The organism is Bradyrhizobium sp. HKCCYLRH2060 (assembly GCF_051168135.1).
In the GTDB taxonomy this organism is placed as follows: domain Bacteria; phylum Pseudomonadota; class Alphaproteobacteria; order Rhizobiales; family Xanthobacteraceae; genus Bradyrhizobium.
Window position 1 is genome coordinate 171372 of the sequence record NZ_JBNPUK010000004.1, and the last position, 19441, is coordinate 190812.

Consider the following 19441-nt stretch of genomic DNA (forward strand, 5'->3'; position numbering starts at 1 on the left):
CATGATCGAATTCTTCTTCGACTGCTCCAGCCCCTGGACCTATCTCGCCTTCCACAACATCCAGCCGCTCGCGCAGGAATTCGACGTCGACATCGTCTGGCGGCCGATCCTGGTCGGCGGCATCTTCAACACCGTCAATCCCAGCGTCTATGCGCAGCGCGAGAAGCCGGTGCCGGCCAAGGCGGCCTACATGCTGAAGGACCTCGGCGATTGGTCCCGCTCGGCCGGGCTCAAGATCAAGATGCCGCCATCGGTGTTCCCTGTGAACAGCGTCAAGGCGATGCGCGGCTGCATCTGGCTCGGCCAGGACATGGTGCCGTTCGCGCGCGCCGTGTTCGAGATCTATTGGGGCGAGGACCAGGACATTTCGCGGGATGCGGTGCTGACCGAGGTGTGCCGGCGCGTCGGCATCGATCCGAAGGCGTTCTTCGATGGGATCGCGCAGCAGGGCATCAAGGACCAGCTGCGCATCAACACCGAGGAGGTCGTCAAGCGCGGCGGCTTCGGCTCGCCGACCATCTTCGTCAATGCCACCGACATGTATTTCGGCAACGACCGGATGCCGCTGATCCGCGAGGCGCTGGCGAGGGCGAAGGGGCGCGCCAGCTGATGGCGCGGGCGATCGTCTGCCGCGAGCTCGGGCCGCCGGAGAAGCTGAAGCTCGAAGACCTTCCGCCACGCCCGCTGGCCGAGGGCGAGGTGCGGGTTAAGATCCGCGCGGCCGGCATCAATTTCCCGGACATCCTGATGGCGGCGGGCGAGTATCAGCTCAAGCCGGAGCTGCCGTTCACGCCCGGCGTGGAGGCGGCCGGCGACGTCATCGCGGTCGGCGCGGCCGCGACCGGCCATGCCGTCGGCGACAAGGTCATCGTCCGGATGCGCTTCGGCGCTTACGCCGAGGAGGCGGTGGTGGCCGGGAGCCAGCTCACGCCGCTGCCGTCGACCTTCGACTATGCTGAAGGCGCGACCTATCTGGCCGGCCACGGCACCGCTCATCACGCGCTGGTCGATCGCGGCCAGCTCAGGCCCCGCGAGACGCTGCTGGTGCATGGCGCCGGCGGTGGCGTCGGCCTTGCCGCCGTCGAGATCGGCAAGCTCCTGGGCGCGACCGTGATCGCGGCGGCGTCGTCGGAGGAGAAACTCGCGGTGGCACGCGCGCGTGGCGCCGATCATCTGGTGCTCTATGCGCGCGAGCCGTTCCGTGATGCCGTCAAGCGCATCACCGATGGCCGCGGCGTCGACGTCGTGTTCGATCCCGTCGGCGGCGAGGTGTTCGAGAACAGCGTGCGCTGCATCGCCTGGGGCGCGCGGCTGCTGGTGATCGGCTTCACCGGCGGCATCGGGCTCGCACGCACCAATCTGATCCTGATGAAGGGCGCCAGCGTGCTCGGCGTCCGTGCCGGCGAGGCGGTGCGGAAGGATCCCGAGCTGGGCCAGCGCCGCATGGCGGCGCTGCTGGAGTTCGCTGAGCAGGGCAAGCTGCGGCCGAACGTCTCCCATCGCGTGCCGTTCGCGGACTACGCCGCGGCGATGCGGCTGTTGATCGATCGCAAGGCGATCGGTCGGGTCGCGCTGGTGATGGACTGAGGCACACAGCGGCGCCAAACCACCGGTGTCGTCCCGGCCTTGAGCCGGGACCCATACAGCGTGATCTCTCTTGTGGCACCCTGAACGTCGTTCTTCGCCAAACAGCGCCCTGTGGTTATGGGTCCCGGATCGGCGCGCGCCGTGCCGCGCGCTTGTCCGGGACGACACCGAGGGTGGGGTTGGCACCGCTCGCCGTCATTGCGAGCGAAGTGTTTAGCCCGGAGACATAGCTTACACCTGTTCGGGGACATGGTTGACACTTTTGGGGTCACGCAAATCGATCGCTGCGATCTGATGAGCGGCAAAGAAAACTCCGAATTTTCCGTCTTGTCTGAGTGGACGAATAGCGAGTCGCTCACCGCGAAAGGCTTGAGGGACTTTCCAGAGCCGTCCCTCGAAACTGACATAGGCCTTCGTGCTCGACACGGAACGGACGATCTCCCCCTCGTCGTAGTCCACCGTCGGAAGGCGATCCGGCATGGTGCGTTGGCTGGGCCGATAGCGGCTTGCCGGCACATTGAAGTCGAGAGCCTCATGGGGGCGGTCGAGATTGTAGACGGCTCGCCATTCGTCGAGTGCCCGCTGGACATCGGGAAGGTCCCTGTAACGCTTGAAGGCAAAGACCTCGGCCTTCAGGCTGCGGTGGAAGCGTTCGTTCTTGCCGCGGCTCTGGGGATGATAGGGCCGGCTATGGATCGTTCGAACGCCGAGCTTCAGCAGCCAGACCGTCAACGCGGTCCAGGGGTCTTCGAGAGTAAAGCCCCAGGGGCCACCGTTGTCGACGAACATCGCATCCGGCAGTCCATAGCGGCGGAACGTCGTCTCCAAATGTCCTTTGACCGTAGAGCCGCGCTCATTGTCGCAGGCCGCCAGGCACAAGGAAAAGCGCGAGTGATCGTCCAGCGCGGTGAGCGGATGACAAGACACACCGTTCTCCAGCGCACTGTGTCCCTTGAAGTCCATCTGCCACAGCTGATTGGGCGCATCCTTCTCGAACCGCGTGTAGGGCTGCCCGGGCGTGCCGCCAGGCTCCGTCACCCGATCGTAGCGGCGCAGGATGTTATGCACGGTGGAGATCGCCGGGACAGCTTGCCCATCGCGATCGAGACGATGCGCGAGCTTGCGCGCGCCCCAGGCCGGGTGAGCATCGCGCAACGCGACAATCTGCTGCTCAGTCGCAGCTGCGGTGCGCTCCGGACTTCGATGCGGCCGCCGCGACCGGTCCGCCAGCGTCGTATCGCCGGCGTCAGACCGCTCGATCCATTTGTAGCCGGTCTGGGGGCTGATGCCGAACCGCCGACACAGCTGCCGCCGGTTGGCTCCCTCCTGCTTGGCAAGCATCACAAACTCTCGTCGCTGGTCCATGACAGACACCTCTCGCCACGGCATCGCTCGCCCCTTTGCTTGACGAATCGAGCCAATTTTGAGGTGTCAACCATGTCTCCGAACACCTGTCAGCCATGTCCCCGGGCTGAACAGAAGCGAAGCAATCCAGGGCTAAGACGGGACTCTGGATTGTTTCGTCGTGGAGCCTGTCATCGGGCCGCGCTTTGCGCGGACCCGTTTGCTCCTCGCAATGACGGACGACTACTTGTACTCCCGCTCGTCCCACCACGGAAAATAATCCGGCATATCAGCCGTCACCGTGTTCTTGAACTGCGCCGGGCGCTTCTCCAGGAACGACACCACGCCTTCCTTGACGTCGTCGGAGCGGCCGCGCGCGTAGATGCCGCGGCTGTCGACCTTGTGCGCCTCCATCGGATCGTCGGCGCCCATCATGCGCCACATCATCTGGCGGATCAGCGCGATCGACACCGGCGCGGTCTTCTCCGCGATCTCGCGCGCAAGCGCTCGGGCGGTCGGCAGCAGATCATCCGGCGGCACGACCTTGCTGACGAGGCGGCCGGCGAGCGCCTCCTGCGCCGGAAACACGCGGCCGGTGTAGCACCATTCCAGCGCCTGCGAGATGCCGACGATGCGTGGCAGGAACCAGCTCGACGCCGCCTCCGGCACGATGCCGCGCTGGGAGAACACGAAGCCGAACCGCGCCGCGTCCGAGGCAATGCGGATGTCCATCGCAAGCTGCATGGTGACGCCGATGCCGACGGCGGGACCGTTCACCGCGGCAATCACCGGCTTCAGCGACTTGAAGATCCGCAACGTCACCTGGCCGCCGCCGTCGCGCACCTGCGGATCGGAATAGTCGACGCGACCGTCGGCATGGCGCTTCACCGGACCGCGCTTGGCATCGCGGTCGAAGGTGTCGGCACCAGACGAAAGGTCTGCACCGGCGCAGAACGCGCGGCCCGACCCGGTGACGATGATCGCCCGGACGCCGTCGTCCTTGTCGGCGCGATCGAAGGCGTCGATCAGCTCCTCCATCATGGTGCCGGTGAAGGCGTTGAGCTTTTCCGGGCGGTTGAGCGTGATGGTGAGGATCTTGTCGACGACGTCATAGAGAATGGTCTGGTAGGCCATGGGGTTTCCTGGTCCGCTGTTGTTATTAGTTAGGCGAGCCAAAAATCCCGCCGTCATTCCGGGGCACGCCCGAAGGGCGTCAGCCCGGAATCCATAACCACGATCGTGAGTATGGATTCCGAGTGCGTGCTTCGCACGCCCCGGAATGACGACACAAACTATGACCCGCGACGTGACCACAATAGTTCAGCGTTGCGCGGCGGCAAAGACCCGATAAATCATTCCGCAGCATGGAAAGGCGTAAGGCAACTTGCCCATCCCTGCACCCAAGACTCGCTGATAACGCAGCGTCATCTTGTTTCAATGGGCGACGTCGCAGTGATAATCCGCGCTCTCTCCCCGTCATTGCGAGCGCAGCGAAGCAATCCAGAGTCCCGCTGCGGAAAGTTCCTGGATTGCTTCGCTGCTGTTCAGCCCGGGGACATGGCTGACAGGTGTTCGGAGACATGGTTGACACCTCAAAATTGGCTCGATTCGTCAAGCAAAGGGGCGAGCGATGCCGTGGCGAGAGGTGTCTGTCATGGACCAGCGACGAGAGTTTGTGATGCTTGCCAAGCAGGAGGGAGCCAACCGGCGGCAGCTGTGTCGGCGGTTCGGCATCAGCCCCCAGACCGGCTACAAATGGATCGAGCGGTCTGACGCCGGCGATACGACGCTGGCGGACCGGTCGCGGCGGCCGCATCGAAGTCCGGAGCGCACCGCAGCTGCGACTGAGCAGCAGATTGTCGCGTTGCGCGATGCTCACCCGGCCTGGGGCGCGCGCAAGCTCGCGCATCGTCTCGATCGCGATGGGCAAGCTGTCCCGGCGATCTCCACCGTGCATAACATCCTGCGCCGCTACGATCGGGTGACGGAGCCTGGCGGCACGCCCGGGCAGCCCTACACGCGGTTCGAGAAGGATGCGCCCAATCAGCTGTGGCAGATGGACTTCAAGGGACACAGTGCGCTGGAGAACGGTGTGTCTTGTCATCCGCTCACCGCGCTGGACGATCACTCGCGCTTTTCCTTGTGCCTGGCGGCCTGCGACAATGAGCGCGGCTCTACGGTCAAAGGACATTTGGAGACGACGTTCCGCCGCTATGGACTGCCGGATGCGATGTTCGTCGACAACGGTGGCCCCTGGGGCTTTACTCTCGAAGACCCCTGGACCGCGTTGACGGTCTGGCTGCTGAAGCTCGGCGTTCGAACGATCCATAGCCGGCCCTATCATCCCCAGAGCCGCGGCAAGAACGAACGCTTCCACCGCAGCCTGAAGGCCGAGGTCTTTGCCTTCAAGCGTTACAGGGACCTTCCCGATGTCCAGCGGGCACTCGACGAATGGCGAGCCGTCTACAATCTCGACCGCCCCCATGAGGCTCTCGACTTCAATGTGCCGGCAAGCCGCTATCGGCCCAGCCAACGCACCATGCCGGATCGCCTTCCGACGGTGGACTACGACGAGGGGGAGATCGTCCGTTCCGTGTCGAGCACGAAGGCCTATGTCAGTTTCGAGGGACGGCTCTGGAAAGTCCCTCAAGCCTTTCGCGGTGAGCGACTCGCTATTCGTCCACTCAGACAAGACGGAAAATTCGGAGTTTTCTTTGCCGCTCATCAGATCGCAGCGATCGATTTGCGTGACCCCAAAAGTGTCAACCATGTCCCCGAACAGGTGTAAGCTATGTCTCCGGGCTAAACACTGCGCTCGCAATGACGCGTGGGGATAGCTCGTCGTCTAATGGGCGGATGGTTATGAAGCCGGAGCCTTTGGCCATGGCCGCTGCTCGCCGCGTAATCCCTCGAACGTCTTGGCCATCCCGAGCACGCCGACATCGTCGAAGCGGCGGCCGACGATCTGCAGGCCGATCGGGAAGCCGTCGGAGTCGTAGCCGGCATTGACGGAGATCGCCGGGTTCTCCGACATGTTCCACGGTACGGTGTAGGTGATGTGCTCGAACGGCGCCAGCGGGTCGTTGACCGGCGAGGCGAACTCGGCGGGGAATTTCACGCCGGGCGAGACCGGCGAGATGATGTAGTCGTAGTCGCAGAACAGTCTTGCTGCGGCGGCGCGTAGCGCCATCGTGACGTTGAAGCCTCTGACGACTTCGACGCCGGAGAGCGCGGCGCCGCGCTCGGCCCATTGCAGGATGTAGGGCAGGGTCTTGGCGCGCACCTCGGGCGCCAGCCGTGACAGATCGTCCCACAGCCGCGCGCGCCAGAAATTGTCAAGACCGTCGAGCATCTCGCGCGTCAGGAAGCCCTTGACCTCGCTGATTACGGCGCCGGCGTCCTCGAACGCTCTGGCGGCCGCCAGGGTCGTCGCGCGCACCGGCTCCTCGAGCGGCTGGCCGACGCCGCCGAGATCGTGCATCAGGCCGATGCGCAGCTTGCGCACCGGCTTCTCCGCGATCTTCCAGTGCAGGTCCGAGGGCGGCAGGCTGGTGCCGTCGCGCCTGTCCGGCTTGGACAGCACGCTCATCATCAGCGCGGCATCGTCGACGATGCGTGTCATCGGGCCGGCAACGCGGCCGACATAGGGCGGATCGATCGGCACGCGGCCGAAGCTCGGCTTGAGGCCGACGAGGCCGCACCACGATGCCGGCAGCCGGATCGAGCCGCCGATGTCGGTGCCGACATGCAGCGGACCGTAGCCCGCCGCAGCGGCAGCACCGGCGCCGGCGCTGGAGCCGCCGGGGTTCATGCGCAGGTCCCACGGATTGCGCGTCAGCGGATGGAAGCTCGACAGGCCCGACGACAGCATGCCGTAGTCGGGCATCGTGGTCTTGGCGAAGATGATCGCGCCGGCCTCGCGCATGCGGGCCACCGGCGGCGCATCGGCGGCGAGCGGCGTGCGCGTGACGCTGGCGGCGCCGAGCGGCATCGGCTGGCCCTTGGTCGCGAGATTGTCCTTCACCGTCGCCGGCACGCCGTCGAGCACGCCGGCCGGCTCGTCCTTGGCCCAGCGCTCGGTCGAGACTTTCGCCGCCGCTCGCGCGGCGTCGGTGTCGAGCAGGTACAACGCCTTGATATCAGGCTCCCACGCCGCGACCTGCGCCAGGACCTCGTCCATCACCTCGGACGGCGAGAACTGGCGTGCGCGATAGCCGGCGATCAGGTCGACTGCGGAGAGATCGTGAAGCGAGGTGACGTCGTCCGAGACGGGCTTGTGCATGCTGGTGCTCCCACGCCGAAGTTCATCTCGATCTGCCGCTCGCTCATTGACGTATGTCAGGCGCGCTAGGCTGCCGGCAGGCGCGTTTCGATGATGCGCGCGAACATGCTGGCGCCGATCGGCAGGATCTTGTCGTCGAGCACGTAGCCGGGATTGTGCACCGGCACCGAGCCGTCATGGCCGACCCAGAAATAGGCGCCAGGGATGGTCTGCAGCATGTCGGCGAAATCCTCGCTGCCCATCTTCGGCGTCGAGCGGGTCAGCACCTTGGACGGCTCGACCACGGTGCGCGCGACCTGCTCGACCACCTTGGACTGCTCCTCCTGGTTCACCAAGACGCTGAACGTGTCGCGGATGTCGACATCGATCTCGCAGTTGAACGCCGCCGCCATGCCGGCGCAGATCGCGCGCATGCGCTCGCGCACCAGCGCGCGCACGGGGTCGGAGAACGCACGCACGGTGCCGCACAGCCAGGCATCGCCGGGAATGACGTTGTAGGCCGAGCCGGCGTGGATCTGCGTGATCGAGACCACCGCGGCCTGCAGCGGCTCGACGTTGCGGCTGACGATGGTCTGGATCGCCTGGGCCACGCTGGTGGCGATCACCACCGCGTCCTTGGAACGCTCGGGCATGGCGCCGTGAGCGCCGTAGCCGGAAATCCGGATGTCGAAGAAGTCGGCGCCGGCCATGGCCGGACCGGGCAGGATCGCGATCTCGCCGTGCTCCAGGTCCGGCGCATTGTGCAGGCCGTAGAGTTCGTCGCAGGGAAACTTCTGGAACAGGCCGTCCTTGATCATCGCGCGTGCGCCGCCGAGTCCTTCCTCCGCCGGCTGGAAGATGAAGTGCACGGTGCCGTCGAAGTTGCGGGTCTCGGCGAGATAGCGCGCCGTGCCGAGCAGCATCGTGGTGTGGCCGTCATGGCCGCAGCCGTGGAAGCGGCCGGGGATGGTCGAGCGCCACGGCAGGTTGGTGTTCTCCTCCATCGGCAGCGCGTCCATGTCGGCGCGCAGGCCGATCTTCCTGCCGCTGTCGTTCTTGCCCTTGAGGACGCCGATCACCCCGGTGCCGCCGAGGCCGCGATGCACCTCGATGCCCCATTGCGCGAGCTTCTCGGCGACGATCCCGGAGGTGCGCGTCTCCTCGAAGCCGATCTCGGGATGGGCGTGCAGGTCGCGGCGGATGGCGGTGAGCTCGTCGGCGTAACCTTGGATGCGATCGATGGTCGGCATGGGTGCGTTTCCGTTGAGAGGTTTATGCTTTGAACGCCGGGCCGTTCGGCTTGAGGCGGATGCCCGGACGCAAACTGGTCCAGGGCAGGGTGGAGGGATCGGCGGGCATCGCGCCGGGCGCGGCGCAGATCAGGAGATGTTCGGCTATCGGTTCGAAATCGGCGCGGAAATGCACCGAGCTCTTGTTGACGAGAATGGCCTGTTCGGTCGGCTCGATGCCGACGAAGCGATACATTTCCTGGTCGGCGAGCTGGGACTTGTGCGAGGCCACCACGACCCTGACGTCGCCGATGCGCAGTGCCGCGGACGGTCCCATCTCCATCTTGCGGCCGCCATAGAACGGGCCGGGCGCGACGAAGCGGCCGTCGGAGATCTTCTCGACGATGAAGCTCTCCTCGAACGGCGCATCGCCGGGAATGCCGCTCTTGCCGCCGAGCGACAGCGTCACGGTGGCGCCCTCGCCGGCGGCATGGGCGGCCAGCGCCGCCTGCGGATCGTAGATCATGCCGATCGCGGCACGGCTGGCGCGGTTGCGCACCAGCGCGCGCAGCATGCCGGTGGTGTCGGAGTCGCCGCCGGCGCCGGGATTGTCCTGGGTGTCGGCGATCACGATCGGGCGTGTCGCCGTCTTCGCCAGCGTCATGGCATGGCGCACGCCGTCGTCGGGCGCATAGATGCGGCCGTCGAAATCATTCTCGTGGCCCGCGACGATCGCCGCGATCGCATCCGCCGCGGCATCCGCGTCGGCCTGCGTACGGCCATAGGCGAACACGCTCGGGCCGCAATGGGCGAAATCGGCGGCGGGAAAGCCGGGCGCGAAGGACAGCGTCGGCACCGCCTCGCTCTGCAGCGCCGCGAGCTTCTCGTAGATGCCCTTGGTCGGCTGGTCGTTGGTGCACTGCCAGCTGATCGGGATCAGGAACGGCAACTGCCGGAACGCCTTGGCAAGCGGCTCTTTCGTCCGCAGCAGCAGCGCGAGATGCTCCGCCGACGCGCGTCCGGTATCGGCCATGTCGGTGTGCGGATATTTGCGATAGGCGATCAGCGCATCCGCATGCGCCATCATCTCGGGCGTGACGTTGGCGTGCAGGTCGAGGCTCGCGACCAGCGGAACGTGCGGGCCGATCACCTTGCGGACGCGGGCGAGGATCTCGCCTTCGCCGTCGTCGAGATGCTCGGTCACCATCGCGCCGTGCAGATCGAGATAGACGCCGTCGAGCGGCCCGGCAGCCCTGATGCGATCGACCATCGTGGTCGTGATGCGCTCGAACGCATCCCGGGTGACATGTGCGGAGGGGCTCGCCGCACAGGCGATGGTGGGAACGATCTCCCAGCCGTTCGCTTCCGCGACCGCGATGAAGCCGGCCTGGCCGGCATTGATGCCGCGCATCGTCGTGAGCACGGAGGTCGCATCAACGATCGAGCCGCGGCCGCCGCCATGCATGAACGCGTCGTAGTCCGCTTTCGTCGGAGCGAATGTATTGGTCTCGTGCAGGAAGCCGCCGATCGCGACGCGCGTCATTACTTCGCCTCAGGCCGTTGAACGTATGATGACGTTAGACCCGGGTTCGCGGCCCACGCAAGCGATGGAGCGATGCCGTTTTGCATGCCGCTAACGCGTAGCCCGGATGAGCGGACGCCTGCGCCCGAAGGGCGAAGGCGGGAGCGACATCCGGGTTCATCGCCGCAGTTCGTGAGATCCCGCATGTCGCTGGCGCCGCCGCGCGTTCCGCACGCCGGCTTTCGCTCATGCGGGCTACGGCAGCGCTGCTACGCAACCGCTTCCGCCACCGGCCGGAAGTTGGCAAAGTCCCAGTTCCGTCCGGGGGCCGCTTCGAGCAGGGATCTGGTATAGGCCTCCTTCGGATGCGTCAGGATCTCGCCGGCCGGGCCCTGTTCGACGATGCGGCCCTTCTGCATCACGACGACGTCGTCGCAGATCTGCGCGGCAACGCGCAGATCATGCGTGATGAACAGGATCGCGATCCCGAGCCGGCGCTGGATCTCGTCGAGCAGCTCCAGCACCTGCGCCTGCACCGACACGTCCAGTGCAGAGACGGCTTCGTCCGCCACCAGCACGTCCGGATCGAGCGCGAGTGCGCGGGCGATCGCGATGCGCTGGCGCTGGCCGCCGGAGAACTGGTGCGGATAGCGCGAGATCGCGTCCGCGGGCAGGCCGACCAGCTCGAGCAGCTCGCGCGCCCGCGCCATCGCCTTGTCGTGCGACGTGCCGTAGTTGACGGGCCCCTCGGCGATGCTCTCGCCGACGGTGAGGCGCGGGTTGAGTGAGCGGTAGGGATCCTGGAACACGATCTGGATGCGCTTGCGGTGCGGCTGCAGCAGCCGCCGGGTCAGGATCGAGATCTCGTGGCCGGCAAGGCGGACGCCGCCGGAGGTCGGATCGATCAGCCGGACGATGCAGCGGGCCACCGTCGACTTGCCGGAGCCGCTCTCGCCGACGATGCCGAGCGTGCGGCCCTTGCGCAGGGTGAGGGTGACGTTCTGCGCGGCGACGACCTCGCGCGCTTTGCCGAGGAACGAGCGCTCGCGATAAACCTTGCCGAGCTCGTTGGTCTCCAGCACCACCGGCTCGGTGCTCTCAGGGCGGGGCGGGCGCGGGATCAGGCTGGGCACGGAGGCCAGCAGGTTGCGCGTGTAGTCCATCTCGGGCGCGCGCAGGATCTTGTCGAGCGCGCCGGTCTCGACCAGGCGCCCCTGGCGCATCACCGCGACGCGGTCGGCGATCTCGGCGACCACGCCCATGTCGTGGGTGATGAACAGCACCGCCGTGCCGTGATCGCGCTGCAGCTCGCGGATCAGCGACAGGATCTGCTTCTGCGTGGTGACGTCGAGCGCGGTGGTCGGCTCGTCGGCGATCAGCAGCTTCGGCTCGAGCACCAGCGCCATCGCGATCATGATGCGCTGGCGCTGGCCGCCGGACAGGCGATGGGGATAGGAGCCGAAGATTCGCTCGACGTCGGGCAGGTGGACCTGCGCCATCATGTCGAGGATGCGCTTGCGCCGCGCCCGTGCATCGAGCGACGTATGCGCGCGCAGCACCTCGTCGATCTGGCGGCCGACCGGCACGACCGGATTGAGCGCGGTCATCGGCTCCTGGAAGATCATCGCCATCCGGGTGGCACGCAGCTCACGCAGCCGGCGATCGGTCGCGGTGAGCAGCTCTTCGCCGACCAGCTTGACGCTGCCGCCCACCGCATGCAGCGCGTTCTTCGGCAGCAGGCCCATCGTGGTCAGCGACGTCACCGATTTGCCGGAGCCGCTCTCGCCGACGACGCAGAGCGTCTCGCCTTTCTCGACCTTGATCGAGACGCCGTCGATGATGCGCGGGCCGTTCGGGTTCTTCGTCTTGCCGACGGTGACGACGAGATTGTCGATGTCGAGGATGGTGTCGGTCATTAGGTCAGGTCTCCGCCGTCATTGCGAGGAGCGAAGCGACGAAGCAATCCAGAGTCGCGGGCGTGGCCCTGGATTGCTTCGCTTCGCTCGCAATGACGAAAAGTGAGATGATCATCTGGGCTAAGCGGTGCCGTCACTTGCCGGCCTCGCGCTGCTTCATGCGCGGGTCGAGCGCGTCGCGGGCGGCGTCGCCGATCAGGTTGATCGAGAGGATGGCGATCGACAGCAGCAGGCCCGGCCAGAAGATCAGCGACGGCTTGATCTGGAAGTAGGAGCGGCCCTCGGCCATGATGTTGCCCCAGGTCGGCGTCTCCGGGCTGATGCCGGCGCCGAGGAACGACAGGATCGCCTCGGTGAGGATCGCGGCGGCGCAGATATAGGTGCCCTGGACGATCAGCGGCGCGATCGTGTTCGGCATCAGGTGCCGCCACATGATCTTGGGCATCGACGTGCCCAATGAGATCGCGGCCTCGACATAGGGCTCCTCGCGCGCGGTCAGCACGACGGAGCGGACCAGGCGGGCGACGCGCGGGATCTCAACGATGGTGATCGCGATCATCACGGTGCCGACGCTGGCGCCGGACAGCGACACGACGGCGATGGCGAGCAGGATGCTCGGGATCGCCATCAGGCCGTCCATCACCCGCATCATGATGGCGTCAACCCAGCGGAAGAAGCCGGAGACGAGGCCGATCACCAGGCCGATCGCGATCGAGATGATCGCCGCGCCGACGCCGACCAGAAGAGAGATGCGGCCGCCATAGATCGTGCGCGACAGCAGGTCGCGGCCATAGGCGTCGGTGCCGAGCAGATATTGCGCGCTCGCCGGCTTGAGCCGCTGCGCCGGCGCCAGCAGGATGGGATCATGCGGCGCCAGCAGCGGGGCCAGGATCGAGATGATCACGATCAGCGACAGGCACACCGTGGCCACGGCGATGATCGGGGTCGAGGTCAGAAAGCCGAACCGGGGCCCGAGTCGCGTGGTGACCGGGATCGACGGCTCAGGAGTGGTGACGATTGCCATCGGAACAGGGCCTCAGTAGCGGATGCGGGGATCGAGCAGGGTGTAGGCGAGGTCGATCAGCAGATTGACCGCGAGATAGATGAAGGAGGTCAGAAGGATCATGCCCTGGATGACCGGATAGTCGCGCGCCAGCACGGCGTCGACGGTGAGGCGGCCGATGCCCGGCAGGTTGAACACGCTCTCGGTGACCACGACGCCGGAGATCAGCAGCGCGAAGCCGGAGCCGATCACGGTGATGACGGGCACCGCCGCATTGCGCAGCGCGTGCCGCAGCAGCACCGCGATCTCGCTGACGCCCTTGGCGCGGGCGGTGCGCACGAAGTCCTCGCCGAGCACATCGAGCATCGCGGCGCGCGTCATGCGCGCGATCAGTGCGACGTAGATGAAGGACAAGGCGCAGGTCGGCAGGATGATGCGCTCGAAGAACGGGCCGAAGCCGGCGCTGAGACTCTTGAAGCCCTGAACGGGGACCCAGCGCAGGTTGATCGCGAACACCTGAATCAGGATGTAGCCGATGACGAACACCGGCACCGAGAAGCCGATCACCGAGAGCGCCATCACGAAACGATCGATCCAGGTGCCGTGCTTCCAGGCCGCGATGACGCCGAGCGGGACGGCGACGAGGATCGACAGGATGATGGTCGAGATCGCGACCGAGATCGACGGCTCGATGCGCTGGCCGATCATCTGCAGCACCGGCACCTTCGAGATCAGCGAGACGCCGAGATCGCCATGCAGCAGCTGATTGATCCAGGTGAAGAACTGGATGTAGAGCGGCTCGTGCAAGCCGAGCGTGATGCGGATGCGCTCGAGCTGCTCCGGAGTCGCGTTGTCGCCGGCGAGAATCGCGGCGGGATCGCCCGGCGTCAGCCGCAGCAGGAGAAAGACGAACAGCGCCACCACGCCCATCACGGGGATGGACGCGAGGATGCGGCGAAGCAGATAACCGATCATCTTGAGAGAACCGCCTTCATGGTGCTGGGGCGACGCGCGCAACGTCGTGAGAGAGTGTGCATGTCACCGATGTCCATCGCTTTCAAGGTCTCCGATGTGCGCTCGCCCGCTCCTGCGCGCAGGATGACACGGTGTTCGTGATCCGCGCGAACCATCGCATTTGCGAACAATGTCGCAGCACTTTTGCGGCGAACCTTCTCGGAAACTTTGCAAGCCGCATGCCATCATGCGCGCGCTGCGGAGTGATTGTCCACTCGCCCCGTGCAGGTCCCGGAAAATGAAACCGTGCTGCTGCGCAGCGTAGCCCGGGCGAGCGCAGCGACCGCGCCGACGAGCGGGACCCGCATGTCGCTGACGCTCATGCGGGCTGCGCGCCGTCGCGTGCCGCGATCTAGTCGAGCGTCGCGAGCAGTCCCGCCATCAGGCGGCCGCGCTCGGCGAGGCTGTCGATCTCGATGTGCTCGTTCAGAGTGTGCATGTCGGTGCCGCGCACCCCTAGGCCGTCGAGGGTTGGAATGCCGAGCGCGCCGGTGAAATTGCCATCCGAGCCGCCGCCTGCCGAGCCGTGCGGCAGCGACAGGCCGAGCTGCTCGGCGATTCCGCGCGCCTTGTCGTACAGCGCCATGGTTCCGGAATCCGGCTCCCACACCGGCCGCGTCACGCCGCGCGTCACTTTGAAGGTCACGTCGTCGGTGGTGCCGGACAGGGCGAGCATGCGCTCCACGCCGCGATCGAGGTCGGCCTGCCGTTTCGCCATGCTGAGCGCTTCGCCGGTGGCGGTGGTGGCGACGCAATTGACCCACTGGCCGCCATGCACGATGCCGACCGAGAAGGTGCAGTCCTCGGTCGTCATGCCGTCGATGGCGAGGATCTGTCGCGCCATTTCCCGGATCGCGGAACGGCCCGCGCCGAGCCGTGCGCCGGCATGGCTCGGACGTCCGATCGCCTCGAGATTGAAGCGGGCGATGGCATAGCGGCCGGTCACCACGCCATTGTCCTGACGGCCCGGCTCGGGCACCAGCACGTATTTGTTGCGCTGCGCCTCGGCTTCGATGATGTCGCGGGTCGAGGGCGTGCCGACCTCCTCGTCAGGCGTGAACAGGACGGTGATCGGCAGCGGCGTCGCGATGGACGCCTTGCTCAACTGGCGGATCGCTTCCAGCGAGAGATAGTTGCCGCCTTTCATGTCGCAGATGCCGGGCCCGTAGCATCTGTTGCCCTCGCGGCGCCACGGCAGCTTGGCCAGCGTGCCGACGGGGTGAACGGTATCCATGTGGCCGGCGATCAGGATGCCCGGCTCGCCCTGCCGCGGGTGCGGGAATCGCGCGCGCACGCAGCCGGCGAAACCCTGGCGTCCGGCGATGCGCTCGATCGTCGCACCCATGATCGCCATGTCGCGCGCGGCAAGATCCAGCATGCGCTCCACCGCGGCGGCGTCCCAGGTCGGGCTTTCGCATTCGACCCAGCCGCGCAAGCCCTGCAGCATGATGTCGGTATCGAAGGGAAGATGGGCTGGATTCATTTGTGCTCTCTCAAGGCTTTGTCGCGATCTCATGACACGAGACGGAGTTGCGCACGCCTTGTAAAGCGAAAGCTATGCGGACGTTAACGGCATTCTCAGCCCAGGGCTGCATGCGCTGAATGCGGATTGACGCGAAAGGCGACCTCTGCAACTGTCGAAAGCTCGCGACTTACAGCATGTTAGTTCGCACAAGGATTGATCTGCACGCCCAACGAATGGTCTGGATCTGATCAGTTTCAGGTCAAACCATCCACTCAGGAGACCTCGTAATGTTCCACAGCCCGCGCTGGAAACGTCTGACGCTCGCGACGAGCCTCGCCGTTTCCATGCTTTCGCTCTCGACGGCGCTGAGCACCCAGGCCATCGCAGCCGGCAAGAAGACGATCACGGCGGTGATGCATTCGGATCTGCGCGTCATCGATCCCGGATTCACGACGGCCTACATCACCCGTGACCATGGCTACATGGTCTACGACACGCTGCTGGCGACCGATTCGAATTTCAAGGTCCAGCCGCAGATGGCGGATTGGAAGATCTCCGACGACAAGCTGACCTACACCTTCACCCTGCGCGACGGCCTGAAATGGCATGACGGCACGCCGGTGACCGCCGAGGACTGCGTCGCCTCGCTGAAGCGCTGGGGCCGCAACGACGGCATGGGCCAGAAGCTGATGGACTTCACGGCGAGCCTCGAGGCTGCGGATGCCAAGACCATCGTGCTCAAGTTGAAGGAGCCCTATGGACTCGTCCTGGAGTCGATCGCCAAGCCGTCCTCGCTGGTGCCGTTCATGATGCCGAAGCGTCTCGCCGAGACGCCGGCGGGCCAGCAGATTCCCGAGCAGATCGGCTCGGGCCCGTTCAAATTCGTCAAGGCGGAATTCCAGCCGGGCGTGAAGGCGGTGTACGAGAAGAACACCGACTACGTGCCGCGCAAGGAGCCGGCGAGCTGGACGTCCGGCGGCAAGGTGGTGAAGGTCGACCGCGTCGAGTGGATCACGATGCCGGATGCGCAGACCGCGGTGAACGCGCTGCAGTCAGGCGACATCGACTTCATGGAGAACCTTCCCTACGACATGCTGCCGGTGCTGGAGGCGAACTCCGAGCTCAAGATCGACGTGCTGAACAAGTTCGGCTTCCAGACGCTCGGCCGCATGAACTTCCTCAACCCGCCGTTCGACAACGTGAAGGTGCGCCGCGCGGCCTTCCTCGCGCTGAACCAGAAGGACGTGCTCGACGCGCTGGTCGGCAATGAGAAGTATCAGAAGATCTGCGGCGCCGTGTTCGTGTGCGGCACGCCGCTCGAGACCGACGTCGGCGCCGAGACGCTGATCAAGGGCAACGGCATGGCGGAAGCCAAGAAGGCGCTTGCCGAGTCCGGCTATGACGGCACGCCGATCGCGATCATGGCGCCGGGCGACGTCACCACCCTGAAGGCGCAGCCCGTGGTGGCGGCGCAGCTGTTGCGCGAGGCCGGTTTCAAGGTCGACCTGCAGGCCACCGACTGGCAGACCGTGGTGACGCGGCGCGCCAGCCAGAAACCTGTGAAGGAGGGCGGCTGGAACATGTTCTTCACCAACTGGGTCGGCGCCGACGTCGCCAATCCCGTGGTGAACGTCTCGGTCGGCGGCCGTGGCACAAAGGGCGGCTGGTTCGGCTGGGCCGAGGATGCCGAGATCGAGAAGCTGCGCGACGCCTATGCGCGATCGTCCTCGCTCGACGAGCAGAAGAAGATTGCCACCGAGATCCAGAAGCTGAACTACGAGAAGGTGATCTACATCCCGCTCGGCCAGTATCTGGTACCGAGCGGCTGGCGCAAGTCGCTGAGCGGCGTGCTCGACGGCCCGGCGACGCCGCTGTTCTGGAACGTCGACAAGAGCGAGTAGGCGGCGAACGCACTCGTGATGCAAACAAAGACGCGGCGAAGTGGAAACTTCGCCGCGTCTCTTTTTTGTTCCCGCATTCGCCCGTGCGTGAGCGCCCTTCAGCAGTGCGGATCGCGCACCGCTTCGAGACCCTCGACCATCAAGGGCGGGCTGATCTGATCCTGGGACGGGTTCTTCTCGGTGCGGATCGGCATGGCCGGACGTCGGCTGTCCCGCGGTTTGGTGACTTCATTCGGCATCATCAGGCTCCTTGCTTGCTGCGCATAACAGACCGGGAGCCGCCGAGTTCCAGATGGCGGGACGTGATCGACGCAATTGCGATATGTGCATCCGCGTGATGCGGCGACCCATGCGCCCATGGCGATTGACCTGCGAGGGAACTGCTGCAAGTCTCCTCGCCGAGACTGTTTGCTGAAGCGTTTGCAGACGCGACGCAGGACGCCTCGTCAGGCCTTGATCGGTGTCAGGGCCCCCGGATGGAAGCTCACGCCAAGAGAGATCGCATGTCACATACTCCGCGCCGGACCGCATCCGCGCTCGTTTCATGGTTCGTCGCTTCGGTCATGGCCGTGTCGATGGCGGGCGTCACGACCGAGGCCTTCGCCGGCAAGAAGACGATCACGGCGGTGATGCATTCGGACCTGCGCGTGATCGATCCCGTGTTCACGCCGGCCTACATCACACGCGACCACGGCTACATGGTGTACGACACCCTGCTCGGGACGGACGCCAAGTTTCAGGTCCAGCCGCAGATGGCGGACTGGAAGGTCTCCGACGACAAGCTGACCTACACCTTCACCCTGCGCGACGGCCTGAAGTGGCACGACGGCACTGATGTCACCGCCGAGGACTGCGTCGCCTCGCTGAGGCGCTGGAGCCGCAACGACAGCATGGGCCAGAAGCTGATGGAGGCGACCGCCTCGCTCGAGGCCACCGACGCCAAGACCATCACCTTGAAGCTGAAGCAGCCGTACGGCCTGGTGCTGGAGTCCATCGGCAAGCCGTCGTCCTACGTACCGTTCATGATGCCGAAGCGTCTCGCCGAGACGCCCGCGAACCAGCAGATCTCGGAGCAGATCGGCTCCGGACCGTTCAAGTTCGTCAAGGCGGAATTCCAGCCGGGCGTGAAGGCGGTCTATGAGAAGAACACCGACTACGTGCCGCGCAAGGAGCCGCCGAGCTGGACGGCCGGCGGCAAGGTGGTGAAGGTCGATCGCGTCGAGTGGGTCTCGATGCCCGATGCGCAGACGGCCGTCAACGCGCTGCAGGCCGGCGATATCGACTTCATGGAATTTCCGCCGCTCGACCTCGAGCCGGTGCTATCAGCCAATCCCGATCTGTCGATGAACGTGCTGAACAAGTTCGGCTATCAGACCCTGGGACGCATGAACTTCCTGTTTCCGCCGTTCGACAACGTGAAAATCCGCCGTGCGGCGTTCCTGGCGCTGAACCAGAAGGACGTGCTCGACGCGCTGGTCGGCAACGCCAAGTACTACACGATCTGCGGCGCCGTGTTCGGCTGCGGCACGCCGCTCGAATCCGACGTCGGCTCCGAGACGCTGGTGAAGGGCAACGGCATGGAGCAGGCCAAGAAGCTGCTGGCCGAGGCCGGCTATGACGGCACGCCCGTCGTGATCCTCGCGCCGGGCGATGCGATCACCCTGAAGGCGCAGCCGGTGGTCGCTGCGCAGCTGCTGCGCGCCGCCGGCTTCAAGGTCGATCTGCAGACGACGGACTGGCAGACCGTGGTGACGCGGCGTGCCAGCCAGAAGTCGCCGAAGGAGGGCGGCTGGAACATGTTCTTCACCAACTCGGTGATCGCCGACTCCGGCAATCCGATCGGCAGCACCTTCGTCGGCGCGCGCGGCCAGAAGAGCCCGTTCGGCTGGCCCGACGATCCCAAGATGGAGGAGCTGCGCGACGCCTTCGCCAAGGCCACCAAGCCGGAGGACCAGAAGCGGATCGCCGCCCAGATTCAGCAGGAGGTCTACGATCAGGTGATCTACGTGCCGCTCGGCCAATGGTTCATGCCGAGCGCCTGGCGCAAGTCGATCACCGGCGTGCTGGAAGGGCAGGCCGTGCCGGTGTTCTGGAACGTCGAGAAGAGCGAGTAGCGGAGGTCGTGTAGCCCGCATGAGCGCAGCGACATGCGGGTTCGCCACCGCCGTGCGTGAGATGCGTAGCCCGGATGTCGCTGCG

15 protein-coding genes are annotated in these 19441 nt (G+C 65.7%); 5 read left to right on the forward strand and 10 right to left on the reverse strand.

The window, feature by feature from the left end; all coding sequences use genetic code 11:
• The first annotated feature begins 1 nt into the window (after nucleotide 1).
• On the forward strand, nucleotides 2-610 hold the full coding sequence (locus tag ACQR10_RS11590) for a 2-hydroxychromene-2-carboxylate isomerase (RefSeq protein ID WP_316215979.1): 609 nt from the start codon (nucleotides 2-4) through the stop codon (nucleotides 608-610).
• Nucleotides 610-1587 (forward strand): NADPH:quinone oxidoreductase family protein, encoded by a 978-nt coding sequence (locus ACQR10_RS11595; RefSeq protein ID WP_316215980.1) that lies wholly within the window; start codon nucleotides 610-612, stop codon nucleotides 1585-1587. Before ACQR10_RS11590 ends, ACQR10_RS11595 begins: the two co-directional genes overlap by 1 nt.
• Nucleotides 1588-1818: 231 nt before the next feature.
• On the opposite strand, the gene ACQR10_RS11600 is transcribed toward ACQR10_RS11595, so the two are convergent.
• Together ACQR10_RS11600 and ACQR10_RS11605 are read right to left on the reverse strand one after the other, a co-directional pair.
• Nucleotides 1819-2976: an IS481 family transposase gene (locus ACQR10_RS11600; RefSeq protein WP_316216558.1), complete on the reverse strand. Its 1158-nt coding sequence runs from the start codon at nucleotides 2974-2976 to the stop codon at nucleotides 1819-1821.
• Between the two features lie 198 nt (nucleotides 2977-3174).
• Nucleotides 3175-4065: a crotonase/enoyl-CoA hydratase family protein gene (locus tag ACQR10_RS11605; protein WP_315801093.1), complete on the reverse strand. Its 891-nt coding sequence runs from the start codon at nucleotides 4063-4065 to the stop codon at nucleotides 3175-3177.
• 496 nt (nucleotides 4066-4561) lie between these two features.
• On the opposite strand from ACQR10_RS11605, the gene ACQR10_RS11610 reads away from it, so the two are divergent.
• Entirely contained in the window at nucleotides 4562-5719 is a 1158-nt protein-coding gene (locus ACQR10_RS11610) for an IS481 family transposase (RefSeq protein ID WP_316216558.1), read from the forward strand.
• A gap of 72 nt (nucleotides 5720-5791) precedes the next feature.
• Here the strand turns inward: ACQR10_RS11610 and ACQR10_RS11615 are convergent, their stop codons facing one another.
• The 7 genes from ACQR10_RS11615 to ACQR10_RS11645 form a co-directional block, all read right to left on the reverse strand.
• Nucleotides 5792-7213, reverse strand: coding sequence for an amidase (locus ACQR10_RS11615; RefSeq protein WP_316215981.1), 1422 nt, complete (start codon nucleotides 7211-7213; stop codon nucleotides 5792-5794).
• Nucleotides 7214-7278: 65 nt separating this feature from the next.
• Nucleotides 7279-8442 (reverse strand): M20 aminoacylase family protein, encoded by a 1164-nt coding sequence (locus ACQR10_RS11620; protein ID WP_316215982.1) that lies wholly within the window; start codon nucleotides 8440-8442, stop codon nucleotides 7279-7281.
• 22 nt (nucleotides 8443-8464) lie between these two features.
• Nucleotides 8465-9964 (reverse strand): M81 family metallopeptidase, encoded by a 1500-nt coding sequence (locus ACQR10_RS11625; RefSeq protein WP_316215983.1) that lies wholly within the window; start codon nucleotides 9962-9964, stop codon nucleotides 8465-8467.
• 248 nt (nucleotides 9965-10212) lie between these two features.
• Nucleotides 10213-11859, reverse strand: coding sequence for an ABC transporter ATP-binding protein (locus ACQR10_RS11630; RefSeq protein ID WP_316215984.1), 1647 nt, complete (start codon nucleotides 11857-11859; stop codon nucleotides 10213-10215).
• A 133-nt stretch (nucleotides 11860-11992) separates the two neighbouring features.
• Nucleotides 11993-12883 carry an ABC transporter permease gene (locus tag ACQR10_RS11635; RefSeq protein ID WP_316215985.1) on the reverse strand — a complete coding sequence of 297 codons (891 nt, stop codon included), beginning with the start codon at nucleotides 12881-12883 and terminating at the stop codon, nucleotides 11993-11995.
• A gap of 12 nt (nucleotides 12884-12895) precedes the next feature.
• Nucleotides 12896-13837, reverse strand: coding sequence for an ABC transporter permease (locus tag ACQR10_RS11640; RefSeq protein ID WP_315801087.1), 942 nt, complete (start codon nucleotides 13835-13837; stop codon nucleotides 12896-12898).
• Between the two features lie 391 nt (nucleotides 13838-14228).
• Entirely contained in the window at nucleotides 14229-15359 is a 1131-nt protein-coding gene (locus ACQR10_RS11645) for a M20/M25/M40 family metallo-hydrolase (protein WP_316215986.1), read from the reverse strand.
• Between the two features lie 269 nt (nucleotides 15360-15628).
• Between ACQR10_RS11645 and ACQR10_RS11650 the strand changes: the two genes are divergently transcribed.
• Complete coding sequence (locus ACQR10_RS11650; RefSeq protein WP_315801085.1) at nucleotides 15629-17242, forward strand: ABC transporter substrate-binding protein; 1614 nt, start codon at nucleotides 15629-15631, stop codon at nucleotides 17240-17242.
• A gap of 98 nt (nucleotides 17243-17340) precedes the next feature.
• On the opposite strand, the gene ACQR10_RS11655 is transcribed toward ACQR10_RS11650, so the two are convergent.
• Nucleotides 17341-17481 carry a hypothetical protein gene (locus ACQR10_RS11655; RefSeq protein ID WP_315801084.1) on the reverse strand — a complete coding sequence of 47 codons (141 nt, stop codon included), beginning with the start codon at nucleotides 17479-17481 and terminating at the stop codon, nucleotides 17341-17343.
• A 264-nt stretch (nucleotides 17482-17745) separates the two neighbouring features.
• Here ACQR10_RS11655 and ACQR10_RS11660 point away from each other — a divergent pair, with 264 nt between their 5' ends.
• Entirely contained in the window at nucleotides 17746-19356 is a 1611-nt protein-coding gene (locus ACQR10_RS11660; RefSeq protein ID WP_316215987.1) for an ABC transporter substrate-binding protein, read from the forward strand.
• The last annotated feature ends 85 nt before the right edge of the window (nucleotides 19357-19441 follow it).